At 61.0% G+C, this 19,269-nt stretch carries 24 protein-coding genes; 22 read left to right on the top strand and 2 right to left on the bottom strand.

Features of this window, described 5'->3' with window-relative positions; all coding sequences use genetic code 11:
• The first annotated feature begins 67 nt into the window (after nucleotides 1–67).
• The 9 genes from ACZK2R_RS14360 to ACZK2R_RS14320 all read left to right on the top strand — a co-directional run bounded on the left by ACZK2R_RS14360 (nucleotide 68) and on the right by ACZK2R_RS14320 (nucleotide 7,150).
• Complete coding sequence (locus ACZK2R_RS14360; protein WP_478487387.1) at nucleotides 68–727, top strand: DNA N-6-adenine-methyltransferase; 660 nt, start codon at nucleotides 68–70, stop codon at nucleotides 725–727.
• The gene (locus ACZK2R_RS14355) at nucleotides 720–1,562 is read left to right on the top strand and encodes a hypothetical protein (RefSeq protein ID WP_414611990.1); all 843 of its coding nucleotides are present in this window, start codon (nucleotides 720–722) and stop codon (nucleotides 1,560–1,562) included. The genes ACZK2R_RS14360 and ACZK2R_RS14355 overlap by 8 nt, the downstream gene beginning before the upstream one ends.
• 542 nt (nucleotides 1,563–2,104) lie before the next feature.
• On the top strand, nucleotides 2,105–2,365 hold the full coding sequence (locus ACZK2R_RS14350; RefSeq protein ID WP_146256924.1) for a hypothetical protein: 261 nt from the start codon (nucleotides 2,105–2,107) through the stop codon (nucleotides 2,363–2,365).
• Between the two features lie 132 nt (nucleotides 2,366–2,497).
• Complete coding sequence (locus ACZK2R_RS14345; protein ID WP_478487385.1) at nucleotides 2,498–4,180, top strand: DNA primase family protein; 1,683 nt, start codon at nucleotides 2,498–2,500, stop codon at nucleotides 4,178–4,180.
• Nucleotides 4,181–4,576: 396 nt separating this feature from the next.
• A complete protein-coding gene (locus ACZK2R_RS14340; RefSeq protein WP_478487383.1) occupies nucleotides 4,577–4,981 on the top strand; it encodes a hypothetical protein in 405 nt (134 codons plus the stop codon).
• Between the two features lie 7 nt (nucleotides 4,982–4,988).
• Nucleotides 4,989–5,789: an ankyrin repeat domain-containing protein gene (locus ACZK2R_RS14335; RefSeq protein ID WP_478487381.1), complete on the top strand. Its 801-nt coding sequence runs from the start codon at nucleotides 4,989–4,991 to the stop codon at nucleotides 5,787–5,789.
• A 40-nt stretch (nucleotides 5,790–5,829) separates the two neighbouring features.
• Complete coding sequence (locus ACZK2R_RS14330) at nucleotides 5,830–6,045, top strand: hypothetical protein (protein ID WP_478487379.1); 216 nt, start codon at nucleotides 5,830–5,832, stop codon at nucleotides 6,043–6,045.
• 149 nt (nucleotides 6,046–6,194) lie between these two features.
• Nucleotides 6,195–6,671 (top strand): ArdC-like ssDNA-binding domain-containing protein, encoded by a 477-nt coding sequence (locus tag ACZK2R_RS14325; protein ID WP_478488037.1) that lies wholly within the window; start codon nucleotides 6,195–6,197, stop codon nucleotides 6,669–6,671.
• On the top strand, nucleotides 6,605–7,150 hold the full coding sequence (locus ACZK2R_RS14320; RefSeq protein WP_478487378.1) for a zincin-like metallopeptidase domain-containing protein: 546 nt from the start codon (nucleotides 6,605–6,607) through the stop codon (nucleotides 7,148–7,150). The genes ACZK2R_RS14325 and ACZK2R_RS14320 overlap by 67 nt, the downstream gene beginning before the upstream one ends.
• 4 nt (nucleotides 7,151–7,154) lie before the next feature.
• On the opposite strand, the gene ACZK2R_RS14315 is transcribed toward ACZK2R_RS14320, so the two are convergent.
• Entirely contained in the window at nucleotides 7,155–7,916 is a 762-nt protein-coding gene (locus tag ACZK2R_RS14315; protein WP_478487377.1) for a DUF4145 domain-containing protein, read from the bottom strand.
• Between the two features lie 130 nt (nucleotides 7,917–8,046).
• Between ACZK2R_RS14315 and ACZK2R_RS14310 the strand changes: the two genes are divergently transcribed.
• The 6 genes from ACZK2R_RS14310 to ACZK2R_RS14285 all read left to right on the top strand — a co-directional run bounded on the left by ACZK2R_RS14310 (nucleotide 8,047) and on the right by ACZK2R_RS14285 (nucleotide 10,542).
• Nucleotides 8,047–8,622: an outer membrane lipoprotein gene (locus tag ACZK2R_RS14310; RefSeq protein ID WP_478487375.1), complete on the top strand. Its 576-nt coding sequence runs from the start codon at nucleotides 8,047–8,049 to the stop codon at nucleotides 8,620–8,622.
• A complete protein-coding gene (locus tag ACZK2R_RS14305; protein WP_478487374.1) occupies nucleotides 8,622–8,954 on the top strand; it encodes a hypothetical protein in 333 nt (110 codons plus the stop codon). Before ACZK2R_RS14310 ends, ACZK2R_RS14305 begins: the two co-directional genes overlap by 1 nt.
• Before the next feature lie 298 nt (nucleotides 8,955–9,252).
• On the top strand, nucleotides 9,253–9,591 hold the full coding sequence (locus ACZK2R_RS14300) for a hypothetical protein (protein WP_478487373.1): 339 nt from the start codon (nucleotides 9,253–9,255) through the stop codon (nucleotides 9,589–9,591).
• Nucleotides 9,588–9,878, top strand: a complete 291-nt coding sequence (locus tag ACZK2R_RS14295; RefSeq protein ID WP_478487371.1) for a hypothetical protein — start codon at nucleotides 9,588–9,590, stop codon at nucleotides 9,876–9,878. The genes ACZK2R_RS14300 and ACZK2R_RS14295 overlap by 4 nt, the downstream gene beginning before the upstream one ends.
• Before the next feature lie 8 nt (nucleotides 9,879–9,886).
• Entirely contained in the window at nucleotides 9,887–10,066 is a 180-nt protein-coding gene (locus tag ACZK2R_RS14290) for a hypothetical protein (protein WP_478487370.1), read from the top strand.
• Nucleotides 10,067–10,185: 119 nt separating this feature from the next.
• Nucleotides 10,186–10,542: a hypothetical protein gene (locus ACZK2R_RS14285; protein WP_478487369.1), complete on the top strand. Its 357-nt coding sequence runs from the start codon at nucleotides 10,186–10,188 to the stop codon at nucleotides 10,540–10,542.
• A gap of 210 nt (nucleotides 10,543–10,752) precedes the next feature.
• Here ACZK2R_RS14285 and ACZK2R_RS14280 read toward each other — a convergent pair whose 3' ends face one another.
• The gene (locus tag ACZK2R_RS14280; protein WP_478487367.1) at nucleotides 10,753–11,727 is read right to left on the bottom strand and encodes a hypothetical protein; all 975 of its coding nucleotides are present in this window, start codon (nucleotides 11,725–11,727) and stop codon (nucleotides 10,753–10,755) included.
• Between the two features lie 270 nt (nucleotides 11,728–11,997).
• On the opposite strand from ACZK2R_RS14280, the gene ACZK2R_RS14275 reads away from it, so the two are divergent.
• The 7 genes from ACZK2R_RS14275 (at nucleotide 11,998) to ACZK2R_RS14245 (ending at nucleotide 19,268) form a co-directional block, all read left to right on the top strand.
• Nucleotides 11,998–12,477 (top strand): JAB domain-containing protein, encoded by a 480-nt coding sequence (locus ACZK2R_RS14275; protein WP_478487366.1) that lies wholly within the window; start codon nucleotides 11,998–12,000, stop codon nucleotides 12,475–12,477.
• Nucleotides 12,478–12,730: 253 nt separating this feature from the next.
• Entirely contained in the window at nucleotides 12,731–13,042 is a 312-nt protein-coding gene (locus ACZK2R_RS14270; protein WP_366593568.1) for a hypothetical protein, read from the top strand.
• A 570-nt stretch (nucleotides 13,043–13,612) separates the two neighbouring features.
• Nucleotides 13,613–13,996: a hypothetical protein gene (locus tag ACZK2R_RS14265; protein WP_478487364.1), complete on the top strand. Its 384-nt coding sequence runs from the start codon at nucleotides 13,613–13,615 to the stop codon at nucleotides 13,994–13,996.
• Nucleotides 13,997–14,109: 113 nt separating this feature from the next.
• The gene (locus ACZK2R_RS14260) at nucleotides 14,110–14,610 is read left to right on the top strand and encodes a Csu type fimbrial protein (protein WP_366593563.1); all 501 of its coding nucleotides are present in this window, start codon (nucleotides 14,110–14,112) and stop codon (nucleotides 14,608–14,610) included.
• A 128-nt stretch (nucleotides 14,611–14,738) separates the two neighbouring features.
• Nucleotides 14,739–15,398, top strand: a complete 660-nt coding sequence (locus tag ACZK2R_RS14255; protein WP_414611978.1) for a fimbrial biogenesis chaperone — start codon at nucleotides 14,739–14,741, stop codon at nucleotides 15,396–15,398.
• 3 nt (nucleotides 15,399–15,401) lie between these two features.
• The gene (locus tag ACZK2R_RS14250; protein WP_478487361.1) at nucleotides 15,402–17,597 is read left to right on the top strand and encodes a fimbria/pilus outer membrane usher protein; all 2,196 of its coding nucleotides are present in this window, start codon (nucleotides 15,402–15,404) and stop codon (nucleotides 17,595–17,597) included.
• Between the two features lie 108 nt (nucleotides 17,598–17,705).
• Nucleotides 17,706–19,268, top strand: coding sequence for a site-specific DNA-methyltransferase (locus ACZK2R_RS14245; protein ID WP_046272137.1), 1,563 nt, complete (start codon nucleotides 17,706–17,708; stop codon nucleotides 19,266–19,268).
• Nucleotide 19,269 lies beyond the last annotated feature (1 nt).

Below are 19,269 nucleotides of genomic sequence, written 5' to 3'. Positions count from 1 at the left end.
TCCCAAAACCCATTCCTTCAACGCGGCAACGCAGCCGTGCTGGCGGAGCATTGCCTGGAGAATCCTCATGCAGCCCAAGTCCAACGTTCTGCCGTTCAACGCAGCAACCCGCTCCAAGCGCCTTCTGGCACAGAAACCCACCCGGCTCACCTCCGTTTGCTACAAGGCAAGCGACAAGGCCCACACGAGCGTGGATTGGTATACCCCGCCTGCCATCGTCAAGAAGCTGGGTGGAAAACGCGGCTTTGATCTCGATCCTTGCACGCCCGAAGACCCGTCGCGGCTGCCGGCGCCCACGGCCCGCCGAATGATCCCGCCGAGCCAGGACGGCTTGGCAACGCCGTGGCCGATGCAGGCATTCGTGTGGATGAACCCGCCCTACGGGAAGGGCATCGAGAAATGGTTGGGTAAGCTGGCCGCCCACCCCGGCGGCGGTATCGCCCTGGTGCCGGTCAGCATGGAGACGGGATGGATGCACGACTGCGTGCTTTCCCACCCCAACGTGACGGCGATCCTCTTCAGCCGTGGAAGGCTGAAGTTTGTGCGTCCCGACGGAACCACCGGCACTGCGGCGCCTTCGGGATCGTTGGTGGTGGCTTACGGCAAGCGCGCAGCCGGTCACCTTCAACAAGCGCAGGCAAGCGGCGCGCTGCGCGGGAAGTTTTTTGCCATCCAGCGGGTGGCGCAGGTGGCCACTGCGAACCAGGGGAGTGCGAACGATGAGTAACCAAACCAAGGCAGCCCTCCATATCCTGCAGAGGATGAGCGATATGGAAGGCAGGATTGAGGGTCGCGATGGCCGAGTCAATGTTGCGAAGGCATGGGAGGAGCGGGAACTCCAAAAGAAGGTGCAGGCCTACAAGCGGCTGGTGAAGGCCGTCAACTGCATTCCTGCTCTCTCGCCTCGCGAACGCATGTCCAAATTCGTGGCATACGGTCTTAGGGCGGCCGTTCACAAGCAGCTGGAAAAGCGCAAGAACGGGGTGGGGGTATCGGTGTTGCCTTGGATGGACGTGGGCCTGCTCAGCGACGTGGATCTTGAAGACGGGGATTGGGGGGCAGAGGTGGCCGACGCCTACATCGCCGCCATCGAAAGCGCTGAGCCGTTTGAGTGCATCCTGGGGTGGGTGTTCAACGAGCTGGCGGGATCGGGTCAGAAGAAAAGGGATTGCCAGGACTTCACCCCGTGGGCCCTTGCTCAGGGCGCGATGAGGTTTCTTCCCAGGGGTTTGGGCGATGGGTGTCAGGAACCGCTGTTCAACGATTTCACTTGCGGTGCTGGAACGCTGCTTCTGGCCCGTGTCCATGCCCTTCTTTGGAGCCAATCCAACGATCCGGACGCGTTGATGGACCTGGTAGTGTCGGCCAACGACAGGGATCCGCTCTGCGCTGCAATGACCGCTCTCCAGCTGTTGATCAATCAGTTGGTCTGGAAGCGCCCCATCGGAGCCGTTCACGTGGAATGCAAAGACATCATGGCTCAGCGTCACCTTTTGGTGCCGGTGTTTGTGTCGGAGTGTCGCGAGGATTGCCCATTCGAACTCGTGCGGGACGATTTGTAGCAAGCAAATGGTTGCGGATAGGGGCAGTGTCCCAGTCAAAGCTGCCGTGCGGTTCGCACAGGGCTCAACCCTTGCCGGGTGCCAGTGACGGTTAACGCCGGTGGTGCCCACCCGGGCCTGTCGCTATCGCGCCGAAGGCGGAGTTATTCACTTCCAAACGGGCTTTTAGATTTTAGAAGCCGGCGCGAAGCGACCGGCAGCTGCGTGCGGGTGTGCGGAAATTTCTTTGTCATCCGCGAGTGACGCCGATGGCGAAGAGTGATCTTCTCGGAGACGTAACAAGCACCCGTTACACCCGTCACAAGTGCTTGTTACGGCAGTTTGTCCAATGGATTCAATGGCTTTGCAGAGGCGAAGGCGCGTGTAACGGGTGTAACGGGTGGGTAGGTATTACTTGCAGCTGCATCAGAGATTTTGGCGTCAGAGCCAATCACTTTTTTCAAATCAATGGATCTACTTGTTACACCTGTTACACCCGTGACAACCCTTGCCTGGTAAGGGTTTCAGCCGTAACAAGGGGTGTAACAAGCACCTGTTACACCTTGGCTGAAAAGCGTGAATTGCCTCTCGTTTATGCAAAAAATGCTGTTGAGGCAACGGATATTGGTTTTAGTCAAGAAGTCGATCTGGACAAGTTCGTGAGCTCTGTTTGGATGGGGTTGTGGCCACAACGGGACCACATCACCCAGGAAACGAGCAATGACGAACTCCCCCACATCGAAGAAGGCGACGCAACCGCGAGACGAAATGCTGAAGGCGCGGGTGAGTCGAGCGTTCAAGCGGCGGCTTCAAGCGGCGGCTGATGCCCAGGGCAAGACTTCATCGGAAGCCATGCGTCAAGCGCTGGTGGAATGGATGAGTCGCGTCCAGCAGGCCGCGTAATCAACAAAAAACCCCGGCGCCAACCGGGGTTCAAAAAAACGGACAACACGCACATGAACGATACAACACCAACCTCGGGTGTCAACGGGCGCCCCAGCAACATCCTTTCCTTCCGCGGGAATGCAGCCCCCAAGGCAGCTTTTGGAGCACCAGCGCCCAAGGCAACCTCGAGCGATCAAGCATTCGAGGCCGACTTTGCCGACTACTTGAAAGCGACGGAGGAGTATGCGATCGGAGGCAAGTTGCCGGATGGCGACGACGACTGCAGCTTCTTCCGTTGGCTTCCAGAGCAAGGCTACTGGGACCGTTGCTCGGAGAAGGACATGGCGGCCAAGGCGCTTTCTTGGCTGCGATTGGAGCGCAAGGACAAGGCGAACGCAGGTCATGCAACCAGTTGCATGAACACGGCGGTGCTTGAGTTGATGGGGGATCGGAAATGCTGGTTGCCCAAAAAGTCTGATCGCAGGGCCATCGTTCCCCTCAAGGGGGGCTACCTGGAGATCGTCAAGCCTGACGAACCGCGTTGTGCTCGCGCAGCGGCGGTTGGAGAAGAGGTCGTTGATCAGGACGTTTTCTCCGCGACCTATGGACAGAGTTTGGGCCCGCGCCAAGCACTCCTGTTTCAAAACGACGAGACGCCGTCTAGGACGCGCATTCGGGTCCTTGCGGCCACCAAGGGGCATGGAATCACTTACCAGGTCCCTGCCACGCTGCGGATGGACCAGGTTGACGGCGATGGCTACTACACTCCCAAGCCGCTGGATCCCAGTTCGAAGTTCGGTCAATACCTGGATCTCTTTCAGCCCGACCTGGAGGTGCGTGCACTCCTTCAGGAGGCGGTGGCCAGCTCGTTGATGTCGATCTGCTTTGAGAAGGCCTTCTTCCTGGTTGGGTCGGGCAGCAATGGCAAGTCCACGTTCCTCCACATCCTGCGCGCCCTTCATCCCCGCAACGTGTCGCTGCGTCTGGAGAAGTTGGACGGAACCTTCGCCATGGCCCCACTGGTGGGCAAGAGCGCCTACATTGTCACGGAGACGCCAAAGGTCCTTGCCGCATCCATCCAGGAGGTCCTGAAAGCGCTCATTTCCCGTGACCCGATCCAAGTCGAGGCCAAGCGCAAGGACGCATACACCACGCTCCCAATCGGCACCCTGTTCGCCAGCGTCAACGCCTGGTTCACGGTTTCCGGGCATGAGCACGGGTTCTGGCGAAAGGTCCTGGCCATCCCCTTCAATGTTCGGATGGGTGAGAAGACCCATGAGGGAGCGAAGGGTGGAAATGGAAAGAAGCGTGAGCCTGACTTCCACCTTCAGATCACCGAAAGCGAGGAGGAGATGGCCCAGGTGCTGGACTGGGTGCTGGAAGGGGCGCTGCGCCTCATGGAACGTGGCGGGTTTTCCGAGAAGCTGCCCGACGCCGTGCTGGCGCTGGCCGAGCAAAACCGAATGGAATCGGACACGACCATGGCCTACATGGCGGACCGCGACGCTTCTTACGACAGCGGTGTTTGCACCGACAAGACGGCCATTTACGCCGACTACCGCCAATACGTGTTGGAAGAGTTAGGCAAGAAGCCTGTCAACGCGGAGGACTTCTGGAAGCGCGTTCGCGAGAAGTTTCCCGAGGCCGGCATCTACCAAATCTCCCATGGGGGCAAGAAGCCTCGCGTGGCCGAGATTCGAATTGCGGGGATCAAACCACTGCGGGACATGGCAGATTTGGAAACGCCTGTGTGAAGCTGTTCGCCCGAGACATCCTATTAAAAGGACTCGGAAGCAGGGATTGCTGTGGGTGCGCCACGACGACTTTCCCCTGACCACCAATGCCGGCTGGCCTGGGCCGCCAACCGAGGTGATCGGGGCGCGGTCAGGAGCGCGCGCGATGCTTTTCGGCCACAACCGGTTGCCGTCCAGCAAGCACCTTGCCAGGAGATGCGCTTGTGACTAAAGCGATGGCGGTCGAGGTGGCGGGTTCTTTTGAAAACTCTCCTTTCGCTGCCCCCACCCCCCTTGCGCGTTTCCCGCGAAGCGGTAGAACAAATGTAGGGAAGGTTCTCCTGTTGAGATCGAATTTCCCGGCACCCTATGTCACTACCGATGAGGGTGCTTTCGACAACATCAGATGGAGGTGCCATGAACGCAGAAGAAGAGAGTAGTTCGATATCGCAGATTTATCGGGCCGTCTTGCATGACGACATGGATAAAGTTGACGTCCTTTTGGCGGCCGGAGTGAAGCCTGATAGTCATTCCATGATCTCTGCTGCAAGATCCCAACAACCTGGCATGCTCACCAAGCTGTTAGCGTCGGGTGGTGATCCCAATGCTGATGTTCCCGACGCATTTGGCTTTGGTGGACGTGGCACACCCCTTGATGTCGCTATTTTTGCATCAGATTTTGCTGTGGAGAAAGTCACCGTGCTATTGGAGGCTGGCGCTAATCCCGGTAGTTTCGCAGTCTTCAACGCGACCAAGTTCGCTTCAGCTGAAACTCTCGCCAAGCTGTTTTCGGCGGGGGGGGGATCCCAATGCCGAATTTGAAGAAGAATTGGCGCTTGATATCGCTATTGATGCGAACGATCTGATGAAAGTCACCCTGCTTGCGGATGCAGGGGCGAAGCCAAACAGTTACTCAATGGTCAATGCCGCAGAGTTTGCCCAACCTGACATTCTCGTTCAGTTGTTGTCGGCAGGAGGGGATCCGAATGCTCTGGGCAACAATGGAAACTCGCCTCTGCAATACGCCGCGCAGTTGGGGTGTTTTGAGGTGGTTGAAGCGTTGCTGACCGCAGGCGCTGATACGAATCATGCCAATGAGTATGGGCAAACCCCGCTGCATTCGGTGTGTTCATACGGGGCAACATACGGGACAAGGGATATCGAAATAAGGGATATCGACACGTCGAAATTGGGTGAGACGGCAAGGTTGCTTTTGGAGGCGGGATCGGATCCCAACGCGCGCGACATCTGGGGCAGAACTCCTCTGTTTAACGCAGCCGCAGCTGCTGATGAGTATGGGGTGTTCATCCAGTCGAGTATTGAACTGGTGGATAACCTCGTCGAAAAGGGCGCTGACATCTTGGCCGAGAATGACAAGGGGAAAACCGCCTCGTTCTTTGCTTTCCATCAAGAAGTCCAGGCACACCTGGTAACCGCCGAGGCCCAAGCTCGCCAACAACGGCTCGAAGCCAAGATTCAGGAAGTTGGCGAATTGGCACCCTCCAAGCGGCAATCGAGCGATGGCCCGTGCTTGATTGTAGGGGGTGACTTGTTCAACCCGCGGGAGGTGGCCAAAGCACCAGCGCCCACGGCCCTCCAGGAAGCTCCCCTCCACCGGATGCGTTTGTGACCGGGCTTGCCAAATCCTTATTGCGTCGCATGCTGAAGCCATGACTCCTTCCGATGCCTTCGTAGACGACAGCATGGGCCGCCAAAGCGTCTTGGCGGCCTCCCCCCGTTTCACCGTGCACCGAACCCCCGAGGGCATGCGCGTGCAGCTCCAGGAGGGCGACACAGACCCCGGCACCGGTTTGACCATCGACCGGGCCTTGGCGTTGCTGGAGAACCTATTGGAGCACGGACGCGCCGTCACCATTCACGATTGAAGTTTCCAGCCTAACCCCCTTGGCTTTGCCGACAGGCGCCTTTCCTTGCCTTCCAGGAGAGCCTGTCCGTGTCCGTGTCCGATGCCACCGCCAACGAAAGCTTCCTTCAGCGCCACTCCCGCGACGTCGTCGAACGCCTGATTCGGCAAATGGAGGAGGGCACCGGTCCCTTCCTCAAGCCGTGGGACGCCCGAGTGGACCTCGGGTTGCCGATGAACCCGACCACCGGCAAAAACTACCGGGGCGGTAACTTGCTCCACCTGTGGGCCCTTCAGAGCGCCTGGGACACCCAGGACAACCGGTGGATGACTTACAAGCAAGCCGCGGCCGTGGGCGCTCAGGTGCGCAAAGGCGAGAAAGCCAGCGTTATCGAATACTGGGATTTGTCCCTGGTCGAAGAGGCAAAGAAGAGAAGAGCGGGGACCCAGAGCTCATCGCCAAGGCCCACCCCAAGGTCTTCTTCCCCCGGGTGTTCAACGCGATGCAGATCGATGGGTTGCCGGCACTGGCCCTGCCACCCCCGCGCCCAGAGCCCGACATCCACCAGGCATGCGAAGCGGTGCTCAAGGGCAGCGGGGCTGAGATCCACCACGACGGGGGCAACCAGGCGTTCTACCGTCCGATGACGGACAGTATTCACCTGCCCCAGCGCAACACCTTCCACTCGGCCAGCGGCTACTACGCCACCGCGTTGCACGAACTGGGCCACTGGACAGGTTTTCCAACCCGCCTCAACCGCGATCAGAAGGGGGCTTTTGGGAGCATCGACTACGCCAAAGAAGAACTGGTCGCCGAGATCTCCAGCATGCTGGTGGGCGAACGCTTAAGCATTGGCCACGATCCCACCCAGCACGCGGCTTACGTGAAGTCGTGGATCCAAATCCTCCGGGACGATCCCCGGGAGCTCTTCCGAGCCGCGGCGGCGGCCGAGCGGGTGGTGGAATTCCTGAAGGTGCCCGAGTTGGTTCGCGAGCCGCTCCCGAAGGTTGAGTGGGAGCGGCAGCCGGTGGCGGCCAACCAGCAGGAGCTTGAAAAACCTGCAGGCAAGTCTTCCACAAACCCGCGCAATCGGACGAAGCAGCGAAGCCGCACGATGGTCGCGTGACGACCTAGCTGTATTTCCCTTTCGTTGCTATCAGCTTCTGCCTCAGCGCTTCGATGCGGTCCTTCCGTTGGCCACACAGCGCGTCGAGGGTGTATTCGTAGACTTCGAAAGCGTCCAGGATTGCTTCCTGTTGGACGTCTTCTCCATGCGAGCCTAGGTTGCCGATCATTCGCAGGGCCGTCAGCGAAGGCGCGTGCTCGGCGTTTGATTGCTCGTAGTGTGCAATCCGGGCGTTCAGATCCAGACGATTTGTTTTTCCGCTGCTGGCATTGACGGTTTCGCGAGGGATCTCAAGGAAATCCAGCAGGAACTCAACGCTGGCCCGGAGTCGATTGGCGGCTGCACTCGTATCAAACCAGTAGTGTGAGGAGGCAAGGCGGATGTTGTCCCTCACGTTCCTTGGAGCCTGAGAGGGAACTTCAATGGTGAGCGGGGCTGGAAACATCGCGCGCGGGCGAAGATAAGACGAATACACCCAGCGGTCATCTTCATCGTCGTAATACTCCACGAGTGACGTATCTCCGGACACAACCACCACTTCACCGCAGCTGCCGTTGTCGCAGATCAGTTGGAGGCTGAAACGCTCCACATCCCAACCCGGCTCCCAATCCGGGTGGTCGCGGTCTTTGGTTGAGTAGGTGGGTTCGGAAATCTGGACAGTCTTCCCATCGTGCCTGACGCGCCCCTTGTCGCATTTCGGGCAAGGGAAGTGGGGGAAATGGGCTCGGTCGTAGGTCCCGGACCAGCGTTCACGATCGAATGCCACGGATGCCTTCCTTAGTGGTGGTTGCATCGATTATCTGGCTTGGATCGTTGGTTCTCAAGCCGCACCCCCTTGCGCATTTCCAGAATCGATCTATGCATAGGTGAACCTACTCATGAAATGGAGGTGCACCTTGAAATCCATTGTTCTGTCCCTTGCGCTGGCGTTGTCTGCTCCGGCCGCCTTTGCTGCCGATTCCACCTCCGCTCGCCGTTACGGTTCGTCCGAGGCCCTATCCGTCCAGGATGCCCGACTGGGCGAGGTCCTGATGATCCGCACGGTTCAACTGAAGTCCGATCAGCGGCTCAACGCCGGTTCTGCCATCGGGGCGGCCGTTGGTTATGGGGCCGCTAACCAGGTCAAGAACCGGGACTACCGCAATGCAGCCCGGGTGGCCGGTGGCGTCATCGGTGCGGTTGCCGGAACCGCGGTTCAAAAGGGCCTCAGCGGCCGGCGTGCGGTGGAGATCTACGTGCGCGACTCGTCTGATCGCCGCCAGCGCGTCCTCGCGGTGGTCCAAGACGCCGACTTGGACGTGCGCGAAGGTGATCGGGTGTTCCTGGTGGGGAAGGGTAAGAAGACCCGGGTGGTGCCGATGGCGCGGATTGAAGCGTGGGATGGTGCCGAGAACGCAGCGTGGGGTGGTGCCGAGAACGCAAGTGCGTGCGGGGTGGACGCTTGTGGCGTGAGTTTAGGGGACATGCGCTGATGGACATCGCGAACCCCATCCTTGCTGTTCTGTTCCTTGGCGCGTTTGCCTACGTAACCGCGTTTGCGCCGATCTGGGCCGGGCACCGTTTCCGACTGGTGTGGGACGGACTGCGCCGACGACGCAAGGGAATCTCCACGGTCGTCGTTCTCAATGCTTTGGCTGGGCTGCTCAGCGTGTTGTTCCTGCTCGGAATCTGGTTGGTCTTGTTCTCAGAGGCGCAAACGGAAATCTCAGCTTCCAAAGTGGTTGTTCTACTCGCAGTTGTCCTCGTGGACGCTCTGCTCTTCCAAAAAGGGTGGAGCCGGGCAGCACTGAGAAGCCAGGGTTGAGCCGAGACCTTACCCACCGCCGCTCCGAGGTCGCCCGGATGTTTCGAGAGGGACACCGCCGGGCGGCCATCGCCCAGGCCCTGGGCGTTCCGTCGCCCGTGGTGAGCGCCGACCTGGCTCACCTGGGGTTGCGGCAAAAGCCCAGGCGCCCACTGGCTGACCAGCACGCCCTGGTGGTGCGCCTCCTGGAGCGGGGGAACAACGGCCCTGCAATTGCCAAGCGCCTGGGCGTGACCCGGCAGGCGGTCCACGCTTACCTGCAGGCCCATGGCCTGCTCCCCAACCAGAGGAGGATGCCATGACCCTTTTTCTGGTGGTCGTGCTGTCTGAGCTCGTCCTCTCCGCGGTCACTTTCGGGATCGCGTGGCTGCGCGCCTCCAAAGCCCGCAGCGCACGCAGGGCCTGGGAGGCGTTCCAAGCCGGCCGGGAAGACGTCCCATCCGTGGTTGCGTTGGTGTGGCATTTGGCCGTGTTCTACGAGTGCCTGGCACTGCTGCCTTACCAGCTACAGCATGTGTTGAGCCACGTCTGGTTGGGCCCTTCCAACCTATACCTGTCATCCACGCTGGCGCTTGTCGTCTGTTCGATCACGTGTGGGTTGCTTCAGGGCAGCGGGCTGACCCGGAGGCGAGCATGAGGACCAGCCACGGGCGGTTCCGCCCAGACGCCGTCGACGCCCGCCCTCGCCACGATGGGCTGTTTCAGGGCGAAGTCACGGGCGAGGAAGCTCATCAAGAGCGTGATTCGTTGCTTCAAGCGCTTTACACCGAATCGCTCCATGCCCGCGGGGACGTGGACGCCATTGATCGCATGCTCGATGCCCACCGGCAGGCGTTTGGGGAGCCCGAGCAAGTCGCCTATGCCCGTCAACAAGACGAACGCCATGATCGGGCGTTGCCTTTGCCGAGCGCGGCCTGCAGTTGAGGCCGTCCATGGAGCGCTACCTGCAGGAGCATCGGTCGTGGAACCCTCCGACCGCCAAAGAGGCCGCCATCGCACGTTCCAGAGGCCTCGCCATGGTGCTCGAAGGGAAGGCATGGCGCGCTGAAGACGACGTTGCCGAGGTTACGGTGGAGGCTCCCAAGGACGCCCCGTGGCAGCGGATGCGCTGAGTTCGAGTCTCAGCTGGAGAGACAGTTGGGCACCATCATTGCTGCTAGGAACACGTTGTTCCCTTCGGCTATCCTGCCCAGGGTATCCATCACTGGTATTGCTAACAACAGGGGGCGTTATGGCAAGCGTGACAGTAAGGACGCGGGATGAGCTGGAAGCGGCCAAGAATGCAAAGGCGCAGCAGATTGTGGTTGTGGGCAAGTTGGCAGACGACCTGAAGAAGACGCGCAAGTTCGCCAAGCTTGGTGCGGTCGGTGTTGCAGCAATCGTTACTGCGGTTGGACTCGCTCCAGTAACGGCTGGGCTCAGCACGCTCAGCCTGGGGGCGGTCGCGGCAGTCACGGGAGTCGAGATCATCGGCATCATCACCGCCGCAAGCCTAGGTCTTTCTTTGATCCTCGCAATCTACAAAGGTTACGATGTGGAATACGAGGCAGGCGGGAAGGTCATTTTCAAGCGCAAGGAAGGAAAGTGATGCCCGGCTTCGTTCCAGGGGCGCCTTACCTTTTTGTTTGCGAGAAGTGCAGTCATCACTTTCAGCGGAAGATCAACTTGGGGCTCTTCTGTCCGGCATGGAAGTCGCTGTCCGTGAAGCCTCGTTTGGTCTGTAAGTAGTGCTCGTTGGCCGCCATAAAGTTGGCGGCCACTTCCAATGACCGGTCGAGTCGCGTTTAACATCGCGGTCTCAGGTGCCCCGCAACCCTTTTGCTTCAAAGCGCTCCAGTATCGCCGTCACGGCTTCTGCGGCACGGTCCGGTGACGCATCTATGCGTTCCAAGCCCGTCATGGCGGCGGGCAACGGCGCATTCGGATCGGTCGTGGCCACCACGGCCAGGACTCTTCCTCGGATGGTGTCTTCCACCGTGGTCCATTCGTCGGCGAGACGCTGGGGTTTATCGGTGAGAAGGACCACCATGACGGGCCCGGGTGTCAGCGGGCGGTTGGAGCGCCCACGAACGGCGGCGCCATGGTGCACATGAATTGCTCTCGCGTGGCCTACCTCGTCTAGCTTCAGCAGAAAGTCATAGCAGGCTGGTGTATCCATTTCATTGCAGACGATGTGGATTTGGCCCTTCGCCCATTCTTGAAACCCTACCGCAGAGGGCTGTAGCTCTTCGCCGGCGAAGCACGCTTCTACGAACTTCCGGCCCATCAGGCTCAGTCCCTTTTCATCAATGAGGGCCCATCGCTCAAAGGTTTGCCTATTGAAACCGGGTTTCCCGTGCAGTCCTAAGAATTCCTTAGGGTTCAAATTTCCCCCGCCTCTCCCAGGAAAGATTTGGTGGCGCTCGGCGATCCAAGCGCGTCGCAGAAGATCGACCTGGCCAAACGACAGGTCGCTCAGCGCCTTAATGAAGTGGCGCTTGAGATGGCCTGCGGTTTTGCCGGTAGCGATTGAACAGGCAAGGCGGCCATAGACGGTGGCCTTCTCGGCCTCGATGTCCATCTCCAATGCCCGCAGCATGGCCAGAAAATCTTCCGAGGTCATGGCCTCCGCGTTCTCGGGGAACACCTGACCCTCAAGCGCGGCACGGGTGAACTCCCGGTAGCGCTCCTCAGTGCGCTTGGCAAGCCAGGCGGCGATGAATTTTGGGCCCTTCGAAAGAAGGGCGAACGGACCGGAGATTTCCTCCAGTGAGGCAAGGTCAGGGTAGTCCATCGGGGTCTCGTGACGGTTTGCGGGGCCAGATGCCTCATCCTCAAGCCTTCAAACCCTTGCTTCAATCCTTCGATTGAATTCCCCATCCGGGCAGTGGCCTCTTTCACTGGGAATCCTGGCTCCGCTGACGCAGGCGCAAGGACAGGCCTCCTCCACGGCGTTCCGGCCCTTTGCTGCGCGCCTGGCGGTGCTCGCTCCCGGGTGCGGATTCGTCCAACGCTTCGCCCATCGGTTCCCACGAGGCGCATCCCGCGCCGGTGGAGAAAGCAGATGAAGCGAGCCAACGACATTCGGGCCCAATACCAGCTGGCCATGGACGAAGAGGGCATCCTCCTGGCCGCCTCGCACATCCTGGAGCGCCGCCTGCAACGCCTAGGGGCCATCACCGACCCCACCAGCGCCAGCAACTACCTCACTGCCCGCTGCGCGCACCTGGATCACGAAGTGTTTGGCACGGTGTTCCTAGACACCCGCCACCGCATCCTGGCCACCGAGCACCTCTTCCAAGGCACCATCGACGGGTGCGAGGTTCACCCCCGCATCGTCGCCAAGAAGGCTCTGGACCACAACGCCGCCGCCGTCATCTTCTTTCACAACCACCCCAGCGGAAACCCCGAGCCCAGCGCTGCCGACCGCGCCATCACCGACCGCCTCAAGCAGGCCCTTGCCCTTTTCGACATTCGAGTGCTGGATCACCTGGTGATCGCGGGCACCTCGCACGTGTCGATGGCTTCACGGGGGTGGGTGTGACCACCCCCGTGAGAAAAAAAGCCTGTGCCGGAAGCCGCCGCCGGCCGCTGCGCGCCGGCATCGGGGAAAGCATCCGCATGGATGGAAAGCACCAACGCCTCCGGCGCGAAAACCCGTAGAAACTGCTGCCGTCGCTTCGCACTTTTTGTATCTAGTCAAAGTCTTGTCCACTCATGATGTGGACAAAATCCAGTGGCGGTCTACTTTTAATGTATGAGTAGGCAATACCGCCGACCAAGCCAAAAGGTGTCACATGAGCGCAGCCGTCACAACCAACGAAGCCGCGATGACCGGGTTGGGGTTGAACCCCGGGTTGATTGAAGATTATGCAGCGGTCTCCTTGGTGCCCGTGAGCTTTGAAGAAGAGGACAGCCTGGGCTGGGCGACCACTTGGAGTGCGGTTCATGCCGTCGAGCTCCACAATGGCGGGAAGGTCTACGTTAACGGCCGATCCTTTCACGTCACGCAAGCCAAGCCCGGTTACAAGCACTTGCTCAAGTGCTGGCGAGAAGAGCAGGGGCGGTGCGCGGAATTGCCTTATTGGGAGGCTCGGGATGGCCACTGATCTCGTGAGAAACCGCTCTGCGAACAGGGAAGATGAGGCGGTGGTGGATTGCCCTATCCAATGGATGAAAGAGCGCTGGTGTGAAGCCAGGACGAAACGCGGAAAGAGAACCGTTGTCATGGGGGCTATTCGATTCGCAAGTCCGAGTGTTTTTTCACGCTTGGGCGAGCGCGCAGGTGTTCTCACTTTGGCGGACCTTAGGGCTACGCTGTCGGATGTCAGCCTTTGCCGGGTGGCGGCGCGCGAGTTGCGGAACTATACTGAATGCAGCGTCGAACCCCGCAGAGAGCAGTGTTGGATGGGTTTGTGGGGGCCAACGGTGGACAGACTTTCAATGACCTCTGCCAATGTGCAGCTCGTCGTTGACTATGAGGACATTGGGGCGTTTGCCATTTTCATGAACCAGATGGTTTGCGAGGCACTTGCGCGGCACAACGCGCACGCGTTGGACCAAGCGTGGCCCGAAGGTTCTCCCAGTCCAAAGATGTGGCGGTTGTGATGGGTGACGGGCCCTCTCGGATGAACGGTCATTGGGGAGACGGGGAGCTCGGAAAGAGTGAGAGGGCATCCGTGCTTCACGGCATCCATTTCATCAGTCCCTCGGTGGGTAGCCCGCTCTTCAATACGGTGTGGCTTCCCACGCTTGCCGACTTGCGGGCGCTGCTCACCGACGCCGACCTCTGCAAAGCAGCCGAAACCGAGGTGAGCGCGTTCATTGACACGTTCGTGGACCCGTTGCCCCCTGAGCTCGACGAGGTCATTCACCAGCCATCGATAAAACAGATTTCCAGTTTGCCGGATGATTGCGGGATCGGCGTGGGCGTTTTTGTGACTGACGCTTTTGCGTTCGTTCTTCAGCGCATGATTCAGGAGGCAATTGCTGAGCACCGTGCGTGTGAGCTGGATGGGGTTTGGCAGCCAGCTGCCACAGGTGGCAAGCGGCCCAGGCTGTGACCGCTGGCTCAATGCCCCCCCTTGCGCGTTTTCAGATTCGAGGTATCGGTAAGGGGATGGCCCTTTCTGGGGCTACTCATCCCCACTCAATCCCTCTCAAGGAGACGATACCCATGACACGCAAGACCTTCCTTCGCGCCCTTCTGCCCATCGCCCTGGCTTCGCTGGCACTGCCCGCGTTCGCCGCCGACACCACCGCGGACCTGACGATTCAGGGCACCTTGACCAACACCTGCCAGCTGTCCGTGACCTCCATCGAAGGGATGGACTGGTCGGGCATCTCTGAAGCTGCCGCCCGCACCTCCGGGCTGAGCATCGTGTGCAACGCGGGCACGACTTACTCCATTTCGCCGGGCCAGGGGCAGAACTTCGGCCTGCTGTCCGGGTATGAGACCTACCGGGCTGTGACCAACGGCGCCGGAGCTTACATCCCCTACGGCTTCTTCAAGGACCCGCAGGGAAGCCAAGTATGGGGGGGTGACGCCGACGCGTTCACCGGCGTTGGCGACGGCACCGTCCAAAGTTACAGCTACGCGGTGCGCTTCCTGGCCCTTAAGCAGGCCGTGGGCGGCAACTACACCGACACGGTCACCGTCACCGCCACTTACAACTGATCCCCTCGGTTGTCCCGAAGCCCCCGGTTCGCGCTGGGGGCTTTTTTGTTGTCGAAAAGGTGAGTAGGTATGGGTTGACGGAATTGCATTCCGATCTAGCTTGAATGGAGACCCCCAAAGGAGATCCCATGACCCATTCCCAACGCTTCCTGGCCGCGGTCGCTGCGTCCTTGCTGTCCTTTTCGGCGTCCGCCGGTTCCATCTCCGTGGGCCCCACCACCCTGATGGCCGATACCTCGGCCAAGCACGTCGCCGTGACGCTGCACAACAGCGGGGACGCCTCGGTGCGTTACCAGGTGAAAGCGGTGGGGTGGGATCAGGCCACGGGGCAGAACGTGTTTTCACCCACCACGGAGATCGTGGGGGCGCCGACCTTCGTGGACGTCCCGCCCCAATCCAAGCGCACCGCCCGGTTGATGCGGGTGGGCGCGCTGGGCGAGCGGCGCTACTACCGCGTGCTGCTGATGCAGCTCAAAGACCCCAACGCTCAAGGCGTCCAGTTGTTGGTCAACCAGGACTTGCCCGTGGCCTTTGAAGCCACCAACGCACCCATCCCCCAGGTGACCGTCCAAGCGGTGGCCAAGGGCTACCGCCTGACCAACCACGGCCAGACCGCCGCCCGCGTGTCGTCCATCGGCCCGGCCAATGGGAAGCGATGGCGCGAGGGTGCGTTGGGTTGGACGCTGCCGGGGGCTTCGATGATTTACGAGACCCAAGCCGGGCAGCGCGCTGAAACCCTTTCGATCACCGTCAACGGCCAGCCCGTCACGGTCCCCGTGGGGCGGTGATCCATGCGTGGCCGGGCCCTGGCCTTGGTGTTGCTGGCTGCATCGTCGGCCAGCGCAGCGGTGCCCGACGGCGTGGCGCCCGCGTTCCTGGTGCCGGTCATCGGCGGCAAGGCCAAGGCGGATCCGCTCACGTTCTGGCAGCAAGGCGATCAGTGGTTCGCCGAGCCGGCCACGTGGCGCGAGGTCGGGCTCCAACTTCCCCCGGGTCAAACGGAGCCGATGAGCGCCCAAGCGTTGGGACTGGGCTTTGTTGTGGACGAGGCCACCGCCACGGTCGCTCTGGACCTGCCGGCTGACCGGCTCAAGGCCCAACGCGTGGCCCGTGATCGCACCGAGCGAGGGCCCATCGCGCCGCCCGCTCCCGGGGTGCTGGTGAACTACAGCGTGGCAGGCATGCTGTCCGAGCAACAGCAGGCGCTCTCGTTGGGCCACGAGGTCCGCAAGGCGGGACGTTGGGGCGTGATCAGCACCAGCGGGCAGGTCAACACCGACGCGTCGGGCGCCGGCTACGTTCGCGGCGTGACGCGCTGGCAGAAGGACGATTCCAACCGCTTGGTGACTTACCAGGCAGGCGATGTGTTCGCCGGTCCGTCCTCCTCTCCGGTCAACCTGGGCGGGGTGCGCGTGGCCAAAGACCCGCGGGCCTTGGATCCGTTGACCCCAACCTATCCCGTCCCGATGCTCGGCGGCGTGGCGCTCGATCCGGCCACGGTCGAAGTCCTGGCCAATCGCGCCCGCGTGCTGCAAGGCCGGGTGGGGAAGGGGCCGTTCACGGCCGATGGCAGCGCCTTGGGCACCGGTGCGCAGCAAACCCAAGTGGTGGTGCGAGACCCTTACGGCCGCGAAACCGTGGTGAGCGATCAGCGTTTCTACGTCGCCCCCACGTTGCTCCGTCAAGGGCTCAGCACCTGGGAGGTCGCGGCAGGCCGGGTGCGGCAAGGGGAGATCGATTATGGGACCTTGGGCGCGACCGGGTCGGTGGCTTGGGGCCTCAACGACCGGTGGACCCTGCGCGGCACCGCCCAAACCTCAACGCACGGGAAGGCCAACGTGGCGTTGGGGGCCACGACGGTGCTTGGCACCTACGGCACGTTGGATCTGGAATTGGGCACTTCCACGCAAGGCGGCCAACGGCAGGCCGTGGCCTACGACTACCGCGGCCCGAGGTTTGGCGTGCGCCTGGAGCACGAGCGCCAACAGGACTACTGGCGCCTGCGCGCCCCCAGTGCGTTGGAGGTGGAGGAGCGCACCCGGGGTTCGGTGTTCTGGCGGCCCACGCCCCAGTGGTCCCTTCGGGCCAGCTATTCGGACGTGCGCACACCGCGCTTTCGCACCGCTTACGCCGAAGCCGGGCTGACCTGGCGTGGCAACGGGCACACCGTGGCCGTCTCCGCGTTGCGCGATCTGGAGCGCAAGGAAACCCGGGTGGAGGTGGGCTACAGCTACGATTTCGGCCGGGGCAAGGGCGTGAGCGTTAGGGCCCGGCAAGCCCCGGATGCCACGGCCTGGGCCGTCCAAGGACGCGCCCGACCCACGGTCTTTGGAACCCCGGTGGGTCTGTCCGCTTCAGTGGACGAGGGAGCGGCCGGCCAGACGGCCCGGGCCAACGCCAACTGGACCACCCGGGCAGGGTGGGCCCAGATCAACGCCGAGCACGGGCCCAGCGGCACGTGGGCTTCCGGTTCGATGGCCGGTGCCGTCCACCTGGACCGCCAGGGCGTGACGTTCCTGGGGCCGGCCGAATCCTTCGCCGTGGTGGACGTGCCCGGTCAAGCCGGGGTGCCGGTGAGGGTGGGCGGCAGATTGGTGGGGAAGACCAACGCCCAGGGCCGCCTGGTGGCGGGCGAGGTGACCCCAATGGTGCCCACCGAGGTCCGCGTAGATGATCGGGCGCTGCCACTGGGCACGCAGTTGGCCGAGATCGAGCAAACCGCCACCGCGGGCCGCCAGGCTGGCATGCACCTCACCTTCCCAGTCCTGACCGAGGCCGCACGAACCTTCCGCCTCACTGGCCCGGCCATCGAAGCGGGCACGGTGGCCAAGACGGCGACCGAGACCACCCAGGTGGGCTACGACGGGGTGCTCTACCTGGAGCAGCCGCGCCCCGGCCAGACGGTGGACGTGGCAGGGGTCTGCAAGGCCCAGCTGCCTGCGGACCTTGGGGCTGCGCAAATGGTGGCCGAGGTGGCTTGCCGCTGATGGGGAGAGCCTTTGGAAACAAAGGCTTGCTACGTCGCAGGTGCTGCGGAAGTGGCCCTCTACCATGGGGGTGAACGATACTTGGCGCTTGTCTTAGGGGATCACTGGATGCCACTGCTTTCTTGGTTCAATCGCGACGCAGACCTTACACGCGTCGCCTTGGCTCCTTACCGGCTGCTGGAGCCGGTTGCGAAGCTTTCCTACGGGGAAGAGGATTCGCCCAACATGCTCATTGAGGGAGACAACCTCGATGCGCTCAAGGCACTGCTTCCATACTACGCAGGAAGGGTCAAATGTATCTTCATTGATCCGCCTTACAACACGAAAAGTGCGTTCGAGCAATACGACGACAACCTGGAACACTCCAAGTGGTTGTCGATGATGTATCCCCAGCTGGAGCTTCTCAAAGAGCTCTTGGCGCCGGATGGATCGCTTTGGGTGTCGCTAGATGACAATGAAGCTCATTACTTCAAGGTCATCGCTGACGAGGTCTTTGGACGGAAAAACTTCATTGCAAGCATCGCCTGGCGGAAGCGTGATGGTGCGCCGAACGATCGCAAGATCGGTAGTGTCCATGATCATGTAATGGTATGGGGTAAAGCTAAAGGTTCGACCGGAAAAGCGACGCTCGCGGAGTTGAGCTTTAACTTGATGCCCCGCACCGATAAGGCGAACTCGCAGTATCGGGTATTCGCAGAGCCTGACGGCCCGGATGATCGCGGGCCGTTCCGGAAGATTGACACGACGGCTAACGGCAAAGGGGGGCGATTTGTTCAGAGCCTGTTCTATCCCGTCACGAACCCGCACACCGGTGAGGAAGTCTGGCCTCGAAAGGGCACCTGTTGGCGGCATAGCAAGGCAGATATGGAGGCTCTTCAGAAAGATCGTCGTCTTTACTGGGGTGTGGATGGTCAAGCTAAAACGCCCATGCGGAAGCTATTCCTTGATGAGGCAAAACAGGGCATGACAACGCCCACCATTTGGGAAGACACTGGTCTCAATCAGCATGCAAGTCGTGAGATGGAGCTCCTCTTTGGGGAAAAGGCAGCGTTTGAAACCCCGAAGCCGGAGGCCCTTCTTCATCGAGTAATTCATGTTGCAAGCAACCCCGGGGACATCGTGCTCGATAGCTTTTTGGGGAGCGGGACTACGGCTGCAGTTGCGCACAAAATGGGGCGGAACTGGATCGGCGTCGAGCTTGGTGATCACGCACGGACGCTTTGCGTTGAGCGAATGACGAAAGTAGTTGATGGAGAAAAAGGTGGCGTGTCCGAGCTGGTCGAGTGGGAGGGCGGAGGGGGGTTCCGCTTTTACAAGCTCGGCGTGCCCGTGTTTGATGAAAACGGACACATCCGGGAGGGCATTCGCTTTGAGCATCTGGCCGCCCATGTTTGGTTCGCGGAGACAGGAACGGCACGATCAACACGCGCTCCGAAGGACGCCTTTTTGGGTGAGCACAGCGGAGTTGGCTACTACCTGCTCTTCAATGGGATATTGGGGGACATCACCAAGACAGGCGGGAACGTCCTGACCCGAGCCTTGGTGCGTAAGCTTCCCAAGTTCGACGGCCCCAAGGTGATCTACGGGGAGGCAAGTGCTTTGGCTGAAGAGCAACTTCGCGAGCTTGGTATCACGTTCAAGCAAACCCCCTACGACATCAAGGCGCGTTAAC

Source organism: Stenotrophomonas sp. 96582_Sma, assembly GCF_056480905.1.
This window is presented reverse-complemented; position numbering and strand designations above follow the sequence as displayed.

Bases quoted from the DNA above. Each gene is read 5' to 3' on its own strand.
- ACZK2R_RS14360 (WP_478487387.1), top strand. From the start codon at position 68: ATGCAGCCCAAGTCCAACGTTCTGCCGTTCAACGCAGCAACCCGCTCC.
- ACZK2R_RS14355 (WP_414611990.1), top strand. From the start codon at position 720: ATGAGTAACCAAACCAAGGCAGCCCTCCATATCCTGCAGAGGATGAGC.
- ACZK2R_RS14345 (WP_478487385.1), top strand. From the start codon at position 2,498: ATGAACGATACAACACCAACCTCGGGTGTCAACGGGCGCCCCAGCAAC.
- ACZK2R_RS14340 (WP_478487383.1), top strand. From the start codon at position 4,577: ATGAACGCAGAAGAAGAGAGTAGTTCGATATCGCAGATTTATCGGGCC.
- ACZK2R_RS14330 (WP_478487379.1), top strand. From the start codon at position 5,830: ATGACTCCTTCCGATGCCTTCGTAGACGACAGCATGGGCCGCCAAAGC.
- ACZK2R_RS14325 (WP_478488037.1), top strand. From the start codon at position 6,195: ATGGAGGAGGGCACCGGTCCCTTCCTCAAGCCGTGGGACGCCCGAGTG.
- ACZK2R_RS14305 (WP_478487374.1), top strand. From the start codon at position 8,622: ATGGACATCGCGAACCCCATCCTTGCTGTTCTGTTCCTTGGCGCGTTT.
- ACZK2R_RS14300 (WP_478487373.1), top strand. From the start codon at position 9,253: ATGACCCTTTTTCTGGTGGTCGTGCTGTCTGAGCTCGTCCTCTCCGCG.
- ACZK2R_RS14295 (WP_478487371.1), top strand. From the start codon at position 9,588: ATGAGGACCAGCCACGGGCGGTTCCGCCCAGACGCCGTCGACGCCCGC.
- ACZK2R_RS14290 (WP_478487370.1), top strand. From the start codon at position 9,887: ATGGAGCGCTACCTGCAGGAGCATCGGTCGTGGAACCCTCCGACCGCC.
- ACZK2R_RS14285 (WP_478487369.1), top strand. From the start codon at position 10,186: ATGGCAAGCGTGACAGTAAGGACGCGGGATGAGCTGGAAGCGGCCAAG.
- ACZK2R_RS14280 (WP_478487367.1), bottom strand. From the start codon at position 11,727: ATGGACTACCCTGACCTTGCCTCACTGGAGGAAATCTCCGGTCCGTTC.
- ACZK2R_RS14275 (WP_478487366.1), top strand. From the start codon at position 11,998: ATGAAGCGAGCCAACGACATTCGGGCCCAATACCAGCTGGCCATGGAC.
- ACZK2R_RS14270 (WP_366593568.1), top strand. From the start codon at position 12,731: ATGAGCGCAGCCGTCACAACCAACGAAGCCGCGATGACCGGGTTGGGG.
- ACZK2R_RS14260 (WP_366593563.1), top strand. From the start codon at position 14,110: ATGACACGCAAGACCTTCCTTCGCGCCCTTCTGCCCATCGCCCTGGCT.
- ACZK2R_RS14255 (WP_414611978.1), top strand. From the start codon at position 14,739: ATGACCCATTCCCAACGCTTCCTGGCCGCGGTCGCTGCGTCCTTGCTG.
- ACZK2R_RS14250 (WP_478487361.1), top strand. From the start codon at position 15,402: ATGCGTGGCCGGGCCCTGGCCTTGGTGTTGCTGGCTGCATCGTCGGCC.
- ACZK2R_RS14245 (WP_046272137.1), top strand. From the start codon at position 17,706: ATGCCACTGCTTTCTTGGTTCAATCGCGACGCAGACCTTACACGCGTC.